We start from the raw sequence: 12,925 nt of genomic DNA, 5'->3' as shown, positions 1-12,925 counted from the left end.
CTGAGTCAGCTGCCGGTAATGCGTAGTCATCTGCGCTTGAATCCTTCGGTGTGAGAGCCTGGATTCTACCGGTGGCTGGCTCTCTGCCTCTCGTTTCAAGCGTTGCGCTTATTCTATGAATTCAGGCGCCGTTATGTCGTTCCGGAGATTCCCCCTGGCGGTGTCGACATGTTTGCCTGTAATAAGGCATTTCGAGACACCCTACTGACGCTGGATGAACGACACAGCTCTCTTATTGCGCAGATTTTCTGGCTAGGTTTCCGCAGAGAAACTGTCAGCTATTCGCGCAAAGAGCGCCAGCACGGCAAGTCCGCCTGGACGATGCGCAAGAAAGTGAATTACTTGATGGACAGCATCTTTTCCTTCACCGACTTACCGATACGTTTACTGACCCGGGTAGGCGCCAGCGGAGCCGCATTGGCTGCGGCCATCAGCTTGATCGTGCTAGCGGCTAAACTGCATGGCTCGATCGATGTGCCAGGTTACGCCATGACCATTCTCATGATTAGCTTCCTGGGCTGCCTGAACCTGCTAGGCCTCGGTATCGTCGGATCGTACGCCTGGCGCACCTACGAGAACACGAAGAACCGGCCACTGGCCATTCCTATGCGTATCGATAGCTTCGGGGCAGAGCATGAGTAATCCAAGAAACTACTTCGTTCATGACAAAGGGCTGTGCGAATCGCAGCACATCGGCCGCGGTGCAAGCATCGGGGCTTTTTCCCATGTGTCATCCGGTGCCCGCATCGGCAGTGAAACCCAGGTATGCAATAACGTATTCATTGAAGATGATGTTGTTATCGGCGATCGGGTAATCCTGCAATGCGGCGTTCAAGTGTGGGACGGCATGACCATCGAAGACGACGTCTTCGTTGGTCCCAATGTGACATTCACCAACGATCGGTTCCCTACAGCCGCGGCACACCCTCTGGGTGATTCGAGAACCATTGTCCGTAAGGGCGCGTCACTTGGGGCTAACTCGACCATCCTGGGCGGCATCACCATCGGCGTAAACGCGATGATTGGTGCCGGCTCGATGGTCACCCGATCAATCCCACCGAACGCGATCGTGGAAGGCAACCCCGCGAAAATCATCGGTTATGTTGACGCAAAACCCAATGGCACGACCAGTAACTCATCGATCCTGCCTTCAACAGCAGCCGTCACCGCCACTTCTGTAAAGGGCGTGACCCTTCACAACATGAACGAAGTGACTGACATTCGTGGCAATCTGTCGGTAGGTGAGTTCAACCGTGAAATTCCTTTCATTGCCCAACGCTACTTTCTGGTCTATGGCGTTCCTACCGCAGAAACCCGCGGCGAACATGCTCACCACAAATGCCATCAGTTCCTCGTTGCAATCAAAGGCACTATCCATGTTGTAGCTGACGATGGAGAAAACCGTGAAGAGCTGATATTGGACAAACCCAACTTGGGGCTTTACTTGCCACCCATGACATGGGGTATTCAGTACCGGTACTCCAGTGACGCGGTCCTCATGGTCTTCGCCTCTGATTATTACGACTCATCCGACTACATCAGAAATTACGACGACTTCGCCGAATTGGTCAGCAAAAAAAGAGTTACGCTCGATGCATGAGTTACTGGCAAGGCTTTCACGCATTCAGTTCGCACGCTTTTTACTGTCGGGCGGTTTTAATACCGCCCTGACCTACGCGCTCTATCTCGCCCTTCTACAAGTAGCCAGCTATCAACTTAGCTACGCCATTGCTTATATTACCGGCGTAGCTTTATCTTATTTTCTCAATCGTTTTTTTGTATTCAAAAGTCATAGAGGGGCACAATCGCTACTACTTCTCCCACTCCCCTACATCGTTCAATACCTCATGAGTGCTGCTATTTTATGGATTTGGGTCTCCTGGCTAGGCCAGAGACCGGAGATTGCCCCGCTCATTGCCATTATCGTAACGCTACCCGCTACATTTGCGTTATCGAAAATAGCCTTTATGAAACGCAATACGTCATGACATGAAGACGGATTGCATACGCAAGATATAAACCAACGGCAAGTCCAGAACGCCCCATCCCGCGAATAACCACATCATAATCGGACCAGAGAAATGAATAGCAAAAAGCACATACAAAGTCGCATAGACTTTCTGGACCTGATGCGAATATTCGCCTTTTGGACATAAATTTTACCCCACACTAGCAGCATGGGCACAAGATCCCAGCCTCCATATAACCATCCGCTACTTCATAGAAGGCATAATGCCCCTGTGTCGCGGTGGCGCTGCCGGCGTGGTCGTCTTCTTCTTTATCTCCGGATATATAATAACTCACGTTTTACAAAAAGAGTCACCGACTGACTTTCTTATTAAACGAGCATTTAGAATCTACCCTCTTTATATTTTTGCCATCCTCACCGAAATGCTCTTTGGATGGGTGGCCCAAGGTATTGCCCTCCCCTCCCTATCCATAATAATCCCGCGCTTGTTTTTGATTGGGGATTTTTTCGACACCAACTATGCTCTCGCCGGAGTAGAGTGGACCCTTCGAGTAGAAGTACTTTTCTATTTATTTATGGCCGCCCTCAAAAAAGCTGGGCTACTCAGCAAACCTGCACTACTCCCAATTGTATACGTAGCCTGCACCGCCCTGCTCTCCGCTGCCAAACCATTCCCCTCCTTCACCGCCTGGAGTACTGGATACCTGAATCTTTACGGGCCCTTCCTATTAATTGGCTCACTCATTTATCTTTGCGAACACAAACTCATCAGTCGACAATATGGCACTGCAGCAGCTGGTTTTATATTCATATCATTTTTGCTCCTCATAGCAAAAATACAACCTAACTGGAGCAATTCAAACTACGCTCTATTTGCAATAATTTTATTCACCGCCGCGTGGTGCCTGCGCGAAAAATTAACTTGCGGTCCGGCAGCTCGACTATTATCCGAACTTACCTACTCAGTTTATATTTTTCACAACTGGCTGTGGAGCTATCTAAACCAATTAGCTGAACGGATCGGAATTACACTCCTTCCTCAGGGCATACAAATAGTTCTCGCTCTTTTGCTGATCTGTTATGTAACTCATATAGCTATCGAGAAGCCTGGCGCGACTCTCGGGCGAAAAGTCATTAGTAAACTCCGCAATAAAAACGGCAAAGACATGCCTCGTTCCTTAGCCACATAACCATCGGACAACCACTACATCTTAAAAATATCACCTCTGCTCATGACCAAGAGAATATTAGACATGCGACTTGAGTCAAAATCCATACGACTAAGACTAATTGAAAGCGCCGATGCCGAATTCATCCTTAAGCTTAGAGTGGACGAAAGATACAATCAATTCCTGTCCACCGTCACACCCAACATTGAAATGCAACGAGAGTGGATAGCATCTTACAAAAACGATGAACATAAAAAACTTCAGTACTATTTTATTATTGAAAGAAACGACGGCACACCGTGCGGGACGGTTCGACTTTATGATTTCAAAGGTGACTCATTCACGTGGGGCAGCTGGATACTAAATGAAGACAAAACACCATACTCCGCATTAGAAAGTGCATTTTTAGTGTACCGATTTGCATTCGACATCCTCAAACTTAACAAATCGCACTTTGAGGTCAGAAAGGGAAATTCAAAGGTTGTCTCCTTCCATCAAAAAATGGGAGCGGTCCAAACGGGAGAAAACGATATAGAGTTATTTTTCGAAATAACTAAAGAAGCGGTTGCTGTTACCCGAAGCAAGCTATCCAGCAAGATTTCCTAACCGAAACTTGCCAGCTACTCTAGGCCCCGCCCTTCCCTGCGCGCAGTCTGGGCACCACGATTGTGGAGAAGTTTTAGCAGCACCCATGAATGTCTATGACCTGACAGATCATTGAGGCTTGGAGCACACAGGCTTAGCCTCGCTGCTTCAACCCTTCACCCAGGCTTCAGTCATGAGCAATCTGCCATTAGTTCTGCCCGACCACGAGCGGGCATTGACGAGCATCGCGCCAAGTTACAGCGAGCGTTGTTACCGCCAAGCCCGCGGTTTGGATCGCTTGCCCCTTTCCCCTCAAGGCCTGAGTGGCATCTGTGCACGCCTCAGCCCAATCAATCTCTGCAACACTCCCAACCTGAGGGGAGCACCATGAACACGCCTTATCCGGCTCTGTTTGCGTTAGTGGGTTTTACTACCTACACAGTGTTCACCTTGCTGAACGCCGAGCAATCGTTGTTGCAGTTCGGCCTGCATTTGATGTCGCGGCCAGACACCGCCCAAGTGGTGATAGACCTTTATCTGATGGCTGCCCTGGCTTGTATGTGGATGACTAGGGATGCGCGCGCCCGAGGTAAAACCCTGGTGTCGGTGTTGCCCTATATTCTGCTCACGATGGTTTTCGTCAGCATCGGTCCGCTGCTCTATATCGTGGTAAAAGGTTTTAAAGCCCCCCCTGATAAGCCCTGAGCGCCTCTGTGTGCAGGCGTTGATTGAGATACAGCACGTTGATAAATCGGATCACTCTTGAGTGTGCCCCACAGCCAAACGACCGGCACGTCCAAAGAGACTTGAACCTGGGCTTCGATTGATGACCACGCGAGTGGTGGTGTTGCATGTGGGCAACGTTGGGCATCTGGAGACGCCACATCCCTGCTCCTGAAGCCGTACTCGGCCTCTTGAAAACCTACTACCTCCCTCTACTAGAGCGTTCAATTCACGGCTGCCTGTTCGGCATTACTCGCGTTATGTCTTAACATAGTCGGTTGCCGAAAGAACCGTCATGGCCAAAGCCATGAAGGGCTTTCATCCTTTACAAATAAGTGTGGTGAAGATGAACAAGCCTTTCATTTCGCTGTGCCCTGAAATTACTCGGGCGCACGCGCTGACGCTGATGGATTGGTTGGAGGATGAGCGCGTGACCTGCTATCTGAGCGATTCGCGTCATGTCTCCCGCTCTATCGAGCAAGTCGTCGATAGGACTCAATCGCCGATCCTGACCCATCTATTCAACCGGGGCGGCCGATTCTTCATGGCCTATGATCGGCATGATGCCCCGGTGGGCTTTGTCCGTCTCATCAAGACCGGCGCAAATTGCGAGATAGTTCTGGTCATCGGAGACAGCGACAAATGGGGCCGAAACCTTGGGGCCCGGACGATCCGCGAAGGCATGAAGCTGGCCTTCCTCGACATGCGGGCCGAGAAGCTCATCGCCAAGATCCACCCGGACAACGCGCGCTCGCTGAAAGCCTTTCTGCGCAGCGGCTTTCTGCTTGAGAGCGAAACGCCGACATTGAAGTCATTTTCCATGACGGCGGGGCGCTATCTCCAGTTCTTGCGCGAAGGTGCCGTGGGCGACTCCACCAGGATCTACATCACTGAAATCGACAAGGCCAAGCTCGAGAGTCTGATCGTGCTCGAGCAAGGCTCCGCCGTTGTTGAACTCGAACATGAGCTTGAGCGAGCCATTGTCGTCAAGCCGCAGCAGGTGGCGTGCAATGTCGTCACGATGAACTCCAGGGCCTTGCTGCAACTGGACGACGAAGAGATCGAAGTGGCCTTGGTTTACCCTGAAGACGCGGACAGCAACGCCGGCAAGTATTCCGTGTGCTCCGACATCGGCGCCGCCATCCTGGGCTATCAGGAGGGGGACGCCATCGACTGGCGAATTTCTGATCGGACCCGCCGGATTGAGATCAGGAAAGTGCTTTACCAGCCGGAGGCTGCGGGCGACTTCCACCTATAACTGCGCCTTTAGCTCAGTGTTCGTCCATCAGGCGCGAGGATGCCGGTGGGAGGCTTCAGGACGCTGCGGGGACTGTCACGAGGAAAGGCACGGTACGAATTTTGTCGCCACCCTTGAATTGAATCCACAAGGCATAAGGCCCCGCATGCGCGGGCTTGGCATGCAGCATCAACTGCGCCGACACCGCGCCCGGGTCACCATGACCACCGTGGGCGACCTGCCCCGGCATCGGCGCCGCCATGGCATGCGCATGCACATAGTCCAGCTCATCGGTACTGACGAAAACCGCATGGGCCGCCACCCCCAGGTAGGTGTCCAGGTCCTGGGCAGGCTTGCCGTCCTTGAGCACGGTCAGCGACATCATACTTTCGCTGCCGGCACGCAGGGCCGAAGTGTCCAACTTGACCGTGTAGGGGCCATCACTGCCTTGCTCCGGTTTGGCCGGCGCCTGGGCCGCCGGATCGGTGCCGCCCTGCACCGGCACCTCAAAGCGCACTACCTGCTGGCCGAGCCCGCTCGGCACGGCATCGGCATAGACGTAATAGGTCCCGGGCTGGGGAAATTTCATCGCGACCTTGAAGCGACCGTCAGCGCCCAGCTTGGCCGCATGCTCATGGATAAAACTGGTGAAATGGCTGTCGGTCGCCAACACATGAAGGCGCTGGGTGAGTTCTTCGTCAAACTGCACGATCGGTTGACCGGTGGCCTTATCGGTGAAGGCGATCGACAACTCACGTGTCAGTGGGCCGGTTTCTTTGACGATCAGCGCGCCCACCGTCTTTTCGCTCTCGCCGGGCAGCGCGAACGTGCCTTTGATGCTTTCCTGGGCTGCCATCGTCGGCATTGTCGCCGCGCCTACCACTGCCAGGCCAACGGTCAGAACTTGCTTGGTATCCATATGGGTTACTCCTTATTCAATAAATGGTGGCTGGCGCCAGGAAATCTGCCGCCTAGCCGTCCTTCGCCGAACACCGCAGGCGCGGCGCTTGGGTACAACAACGGTGTCTAGCGCAGTGCCGCAGCACCGCTGCACACCTGCCCCGCCTGCTCGCAGATCTGCCAGCCACCGCCCAATGCCTTGTAGATGCCGACCACCGCCAAGCGCTGCTCGGTGCGCGCCACGGTCAGTGCGCGGCGGCTGCTGAAGTCCGCACGTTCGGCCTCCAGGACGTCCAGATACACCCCCTCACCTTCCGTGAAACGCGTGCGGGCCAACCTCGCCGCCTCACGATTGGCCGCCGCCTCCAACAGTCGCAAGCCCAGGGTGCTGCCTGCTGCACTGTTGGCCTGGAACGCGTCATCGGTTTCTTGCAGGGCGCGCAATACGGTCTGGTCGTAGCTAATCAATGCCGCCTGGGTACGCGCCTCGCTGGCGGCGATCCGCGCACGTACGCGCCCAGTGTCCAACAGCGACCAGCGAATAACCGGTGCGATAAAGTTCGACTGCATGCCCGAGTCGCCCAAGGCGCCGAGGCTTCCGGCCAGCAGACCGATGGAACCCTGCACCTGGATATCCGGATACAAACCGGCTGTTTCCACGCCAATCTGCGCGGTCTCGGCCGCCAGCACACGTTCGGCTGCTGCGATATCGGCACGCCGGGCCAGCAAGCCGGCCGGGTCGCCCACCTGCAGGGTGCGCAGGTTCAAGGTCTCACGGCCGGGCCGGGCCAGCGGTGGCTTGAACCCTTGTGGCGCCTGCCCCAGTAGTACGGCCAACGCGTTGGTGGTGGTTGCCCGACGCCGCTCTAGGCCAGGTGCTACCGCCTCGACATTGCGCAGCAAGGCCTCGGCCCGCAGCCGATCGAATTCAGTGGCGGCGCCTACGCTGACCAAGTGCTCCACCAGGCCCAGGCTCTCGCGCTGGCTTTGACTGATGTCCGCCACCACCGCCTGCTCGGCTTCGACCCCTTGCAGCTCGAACCAGGTCGCGGCGACGGTGGCGGCGACGCTCGCCTGCACGCTGCGCAGCAATGCCTGGCGCGATCCCGCCTGGGCCTGCGCCGCCTCCACCGAGCGCCGGACACGGCCAAACAAGTCGATCTCCCAGGCGGCATCTACGGCCGCGCGAGTGGTTTCCTGTGAGCGCTGCTGGCCGAACGGGGTCTCGACCTCGCTGCGCCGTCGGTGTTCATAACCGAGGGCAGCACCGCCGCTGGGCAAGAATCCCTGGCGGCTCTCGCGCAACATCGCCTTGGCTTCGTCGAGCCGCGCGGCGGCGATGCCGATATCGTGGTTGGCCGCCAGCGCCTGCTGGATCAATTGGCTGAGGGCCGGCTCATCGAACACACGCCACCACTGCACCTCGACATCGCCCGTACCAAGGCCGGTAATGGGCGCGCCGAAGCTCGCCGGCCGTTGCGCGGCGGGCAACACCGGCGCGGAATAATCGGGCCCGACTGCGGCGCAGCCAGCCAGCAGGAGCGACGACAACAGAAACGCTTGATAGGCCAGTTTCATGACACGCGCTCCTCCAGCTGCAGCTTCGAACTCGAACCCTTGCGCTGTAAGCGCAGCGCAAGGTTGCGCATCACCACGTAGAACACCGGCGTCAGGAACAGGCCGAACAGGGTCACCCCCAACATCCCGGCAAACACCGCAACCCCCATGGCATGGCGCATCTCGGCCCCGGCGCCGCTGGCAAACACCAGCGGCACCACACCGGCAATGAACGCCAGCGAGGTCATCAGGATCGGCCGCAAGCGCAACTGGCACGCCTGGATAACCGCTTCCAGCGGGTTGGCGCCTTCGGCCTCAAGGCTGCGAGCGAACTCGACAATCAGGATGGCGTTTTTCGCTGCCAGGCCGACCAGTACCACCAGCCCGATCTGTACAAACACGTTGTTATCGCCGTCCACCAACCAAACGCCGATGATCGCGCTGAGCAGACACATGGGCACAATCAGCAAGACCGCCAGGGGCAGCAACCAACTGTTGTATTGCGCGGCTAGGATCAGATAGGCCAGCAACACACACAGCGGGAAAATGAACAGCGCCGATGACCCTGCGAGCTTTTGCTGGTAGGTCAAGTCCGTCCATTCATAGGTCACGCCCTCGGGCAGTACCTCCTGTGCCAGGCGCTCCATGAGTGCAACGGCTTGCCCGGAACTGACCCCGGGCATCGCTCCGCCGGAGATGTCGGCCGAAGGATAGCCGTTGTAATGAATCACCCGATCGGGTCCGGAACTCGGTGTGACGGTGACAAACGCCGACAACGGCAGCATGTCCCCGGCCGCGTTACGCACCTGCAGGCGGCCGATGGCTTCGGCCTGCATGCGGTGGTCCGCATCGGCCTGGGCAGTCACCTTGTAGGTGCGGCCGAAACGGTTGAAGTCGTTGACATACAGCGAACCGAGGTAGACCTGCAAAGATTCGAACACATCCGCCAGTCGCACCCCCTGGCTCTTGACCTGGGTGCGGTCGATATCGACATTCAGTTGGGGCGCGTTGACGTCCAGACTGGTCATCAACCCGGCGACCTGGCCCGACTCGGTGGCTTTTGTCATCAGCACCTGGGTGTGCTGCACCAGAGCCTGGAGCCCGACCCCGCCACGGTCCTCAACCTGCAGTTTGAAGCCTCCGGTCACTCCAAGGCCGGGCACTGGCGGCGGTGGGAATACGCCGAGGAAACCGTCGGGAATGCTCGCGAACTTGGCTTGCAGGCGCCCGGCGATGGCAACCGCAGCCATGTCGGGAGAAGTACGCTCCTTGAACGGATCGAGCATGACGAACATTACGGCAGCATTGGGTACGTTAACGAAGCCGTTGACCGACAGCCCAGGGAACGCCACCACACTTTCGACTCCAGGCTCATCCAGGGCGATTTTCGACATCTGCCGCACCACCGCATCGGTACGATCCAGGGAGGCCGCATTGGGCAACTGGGCGATGCCTACCAGGTAGTACTTGTCTTGCATCGGCACGAAGCCCGCCGGTACAGCGCTGAAGCCGAACCAGGTCAGCGCCAACAAGCCGCCATAGACCAACAGCGCCGCCCCGCGACGGCCCGCTACCTTGCGCACCGTGTTGCCATACGCCTGCGGTGCCCGCTGGAACGGCCGGCTCAGCATTTGCACCAGGTGCGCGGCGCGTCCGCGCAGGCTACGCGGGTCATGCACCACAGCAGCGTCGCGCGGGCGCAGCAACAGGCCGGCGAGTGCCGGGCTGAGGGTCAAGGAGTTGACCGCCGACAGGATCGTGGAAATCGCAATGGTCAGCGCGAACTGCCGATAGAACTCACCTTGCAGGCCACTGAGGAAGGCGGTCGGGATGAACACGGCAGCGAGCACCGAGGTGATCGCAATGATCGGCCCGGTGACCTCGCCCATCGCTCGCCGCGCAGCCTGCGTCGGCTCCTCGCCGTTCTCGATATGTCGCTCGACGTTCTCGACCACCACGATTGCATCGTCGACCACAATCCCGATGGACAGGACCAGGCCGAACAACGACAGGGTATTGAGGGAGAAGCCCATCAAATGCATGACCGCAAAGGTGCCGATGATCGACACCGGCACGGCCATCAACGGGATCAGCGACGCACGCCAGTTACGCAGGAACACCACCACCACGAGGACCACCAGCAGGATCGCTTCCATCAGAGTGATGGCCACTGACTCCAGCGATGCACGCACAAACACTGTCGGGTCATAGGCAATCCGCGACACCATGCCCTCGGGGAAATTGGCCTCCAGGCGCTGCATGGTATCGCGCACCGCCTGCGCCACATCCAGCGCGTTGGCGCCCGGGCTCTGAATGATCTGCAAGGCAACGGCCGGCTCGCCGTCCAACAGGCTGCGCAGCGCGTAGGCATCGGCGCCCATTTCGACACGGGCCACATCGCGCAGACGCGTGACCTGGCCGTTATCACCGGTGCGGATGATGATGTCGCCAAACTGCTCCTCGTCCGTCAGGCGCCCGAGGGTATTGACCGTGACCTGGAACGCCGCGCTGGAGTCTGGCGCCTGGCCGACCGAGCCAGCCGCCACTTGCACGTTCTGCTCCCGCACCGCGGTAATTACATCGCCTGCGGTCAAACCACGAGCGGCGATCAGGTCCGGGTCGAGCCACAGACGCATGCTGTACTCGCCCGCGCCCCACACCAACACGTCGTTGATCCCTGGAATCCGCGACAACTCGTCGCGTACCTGGAGGTAGGCATAGTTGGAGATGTAGAGCGGGTCATAACGTTGGTCGGGCGACAGCAGGTGGACCACCATGAGGATATCCGGGGAGGTCTTCTGCGTAACCACACCCAGGCGCTGCACCTCTTCGGGCAAGCGCGGCAGAGCCCGCGAGACGCGGTTTTGCACCTGGATCTGCGCCATGTCCGCGTTGGTGCCCTGGGCAAACGTCGCGGTCAAGATCATGCGGCCATCGGTCGCCGATTGCGACGTCATATACAGCATGCCCTCGACCCCGGTTATCACCTGCTCAAGTGGCGCCGCCACCGTCTCGGCGATCACCTGGGGGTTGGCGCCCGGATAAGAAGCCGTCACTTGCACCGTGGGTGGCGTCACGGCGGGGTATTCGCTGAGCGGCAAATGAAAGAAAGCCACGATGCCAGCGATCATCATCAACACTGACAGCACGATGGCGAAGATCGGCCGGTCAATGAAAAAGCGTGGGAAGCTCATTGCACGCCCCCCAACACCAGCGGCGCATCCAACGGCGCCCCATCAATGCTGGCGGCCAGTGGCGTCACCTGCATGCCGGGGCGCACTAGCCCCTTGACCACAATGCGCTCGCCCGGTTGCAGGCCCTGCTCAATCACGCGCAAGCCGTCGGCCATCGGCCCCAGTTCGACGGGGCGGTATTCGGTCTTGTCGTCTGCGCCGACCACCAGCACATAGCGGCGGCCCTGGTCAGTGCCAATCGAGTGGTCGGCCACCAACACCCGGGGTTGCGGCGCGCCGGTGTCCAGCTTGACCTTGGCGAACAGCCCCGGCGTCAGGCGCCCATCCGGGTTGTCGACCACGGCACGCGCACGCACTGTGCCGGTCTTGCGGTCGGCCGCATTCGCCAGGAAGTCCACCCGCCCGGCGCGTGCATAGCTTGCATCGTTAAGCATCGCCACCATGACCTTGGCGGCCTTTTCCCCTTTGGACGCGGCAACCTCCCGAGTCGCGGCAAGCGAGCGCAGATAGGTGCGCTCGTCGACATCGAAATACACATGCAACGGGTCGATGGAAACGATCGTCGTCAGCGGCGTCACCCCACGGGTGACGTAGTTGCCCTCGGTGACAAGGGCACGGTCGACACGCCCGCTGATGGGCGCGGCGACGCGGGTGTAGCTCAAGTCCAGTTGTGCGGCATCCAGCGCGGCCCTGGCGGCGTCGACCTGGGCCCTGCCGGCATTCAACGAGGCGATGGCGGTGTCAAGACGATCACGCGCCACCACTTTTTTAGCGAACAGTTGCTCGGCCCGACCATGCTCGGCCTGGGCCAGCAATGCGTTGGCCTGCGCCTCACGCAAACGCCCCTTGGCAGCGTTCAGCGCCGCCTGGAACTCCCGTGGGTCGATCATAAATAACAGGCTGCCCTTGGCCACGGATTGCCCTTCAGGCACGCTGACACTTTGCAGATAACCACTGACACGCGGACGCAGTTCCACTTGATCGATGGCGGTCAGCGAACCGGTGTACTCGACAAACGGTGTCACCGCCCGCGCAACCACCTCGGCCACCGGCACACCGGGTGGCTTGGCGGCGGCGGCCGGTGGTGCGCTGTCCGAGCATCCGCCCAGCGTCAACACCACGGCCATCGCACCGGTAATCAGGCTTATTGGTTTGGCGTACATCGTTCACCCTCCTGGGAATTCCATGAAAAACCGCGACTATCGGTTTATCCGGCATTCCACAATGGGAAGGTCAAGTTGTAGTGATCAACTAATCCCGAACACGACGTTGAGTTTTTTCTCGGCCTGAGCTGGGGCCAGGCCGCCGTTGAACTGATGTGGTCGAATCCAGTTGTACCGATGCATCAAGAAACAGCTGATATCGCGCTGGGCTTTTTGAGCAGTTCTGTAGCCCAGGGTCTGTATCCATTCAGTCTTCAGGCTCCGAAACACACGCTCCATCGGCGCATTAACGCTCCTATGATGTTGCCGCTGACCGAAAACTGACCCAGTAAAGGCTGTTCTGCCGACTGAAAACTGACCCAGGTGTTCAACTGCTTCTGCTCACTTTTCGAGCAGGAGAACACAGGGTGATCAGCATGGAAATGTTG

At 58.0% G+C, this 12,925-nt stretch carries 11 protein-coding genes and 1 pseudogene; 7 read left to right on the top strand and 5 right to left on the bottom strand.

What is annotated here, in order from left to right:
- Window positions 1–117 precede the first annotated feature (117 nt).
- The 7 genes and pseudogenes from AC19YT_RS27255 to AC19YT_RS27225 all read left to right on the top strand — a co-directional run.
- Window positions 118–642, top strand: a pseudogene (locus AC19YT_RS27255) (glycosyltransferase); the annotation flags it as partial.
- Complete coding sequence (locus AC19YT_RS27250; protein WP_500611326.1) at window positions 635–1,600, top strand: WxcM-like domain-containing protein; 966 nt, start codon at window positions 635–637, stop codon at window positions 1,598–1,600. The pseudogene AC19YT_RS27255 and the gene AC19YT_RS27250, both read left to right, overlap by 8 nt.
- The gene (locus AC19YT_RS27245; protein ID WP_500611325.1) at window positions 1,593–1,988 is read left to right on the top strand and encodes a GtrA family protein; all 396 of its coding nucleotides are present in this window, start codon (window positions 1,593–1,595) and stop codon (window positions 1,986–1,988) included. The genes AC19YT_RS27250 and AC19YT_RS27245 overlap by 8 nt, the downstream gene beginning before the upstream one ends.
- A gap of 244 nt (window positions 1,989–2,232) precedes the next feature.
- Window positions 2,233–3,159, top strand: coding sequence for an acyltransferase family protein (locus AC19YT_RS27240; RefSeq protein WP_500611324.1), 927 nt, complete (start codon window positions 2,233–2,235; stop codon window positions 3,157–3,159).
- 63 nt (window positions 3,160–3,222) lie between these two features.
- Window positions 3,223–3,744 (top strand): GNAT family N-acetyltransferase, encoded by a 522-nt coding sequence (locus tag AC19YT_RS27235; RefSeq protein WP_500611323.1) that lies wholly within the window; start codon window positions 3,223–3,225, stop codon window positions 3,742–3,744.
- A 366-nt stretch (window positions 3,745–4,110) separates the two neighbouring features.
- On the top strand, window positions 4,111–4,428 hold the full coding sequence (locus AC19YT_RS27230) for a DUF2834 domain-containing protein (RefSeq protein ID WP_500611322.1): 318 nt from the start codon (window positions 4,111–4,113) through the stop codon (window positions 4,426–4,428).
- A 313-nt stretch (window positions 4,429–4,741) separates the two neighbouring features.
- Window positions 4,742–5,704 carry a bifunctional GNAT family N-acetyltransferase/nucleoside diphosphate kinase regulator gene (locus tag AC19YT_RS27225; RefSeq protein WP_095110064.1) on the top strand — a complete coding sequence of 321 codons (963 nt, stop codon included), beginning with the start codon at window positions 4,742–4,744 and terminating at the stop codon, window positions 5,702–5,704.
- A gap of 55 nt (window positions 5,705–5,759) precedes the next feature.
- Here the strand turns inward: AC19YT_RS27225 and AC19YT_RS27220 are convergent, their stop codons facing one another.
- The 5 genes from AC19YT_RS27220 to AC19YT_RS27200 form a co-directional block, all read right to left on the bottom strand.
- Window positions 5,760–6,602, bottom strand: a complete 843-nt coding sequence (locus AC19YT_RS27220; RefSeq protein WP_500611321.1) for a DUF8832 domain-containing protein — start codon at window positions 6,600–6,602, stop codon at window positions 5,760–5,762.
- A 107-nt stretch (window positions 6,603–6,709) separates the two neighbouring features.
- Window positions 6,710–8,161 (bottom strand): efflux transporter outer membrane subunit, encoded by a 1,452-nt coding sequence (locus tag AC19YT_RS27215; protein WP_500611320.1) that lies wholly within the window; start codon window positions 8,159–8,161, stop codon window positions 6,710–6,712.
- Window positions 8,158–11,334, bottom strand: coding sequence for an efflux RND transporter permease subunit (locus AC19YT_RS27210; RefSeq protein ID WP_095110070.1), 3,177 nt, complete (start codon window positions 11,332–11,334; stop codon window positions 8,158–8,160). Before AC19YT_RS27210 ends, AC19YT_RS27215 begins: the two co-directional genes overlap by 4 nt.
- Entirely contained in the window at window positions 11,331–12,497 is a 1,167-nt protein-coding gene (locus AC19YT_RS27205; protein WP_500599051.1) for an efflux RND transporter periplasmic adaptor subunit, read from the bottom strand. Before AC19YT_RS27205 ends, AC19YT_RS27210 begins: the two co-directional genes overlap by 4 nt.
- Before the next feature lie 84 nt (window positions 12,498–12,581).
- Complete coding sequence (locus AC19YT_RS27200; RefSeq protein WP_500611327.1) at window positions 12,582–12,860, bottom strand: integrase core domain-containing protein; 279 nt, start codon at window positions 12,858–12,860, stop codon at window positions 12,582–12,584.
- Window positions 12,861–12,925 lie beyond the last annotated feature (65 nt).

This window comes from Pseudomonas sp. MF08875 (genome assembly GCF_059862525.1).
This window is presented reverse-complemented; position numbering and strand designations above follow the sequence as displayed.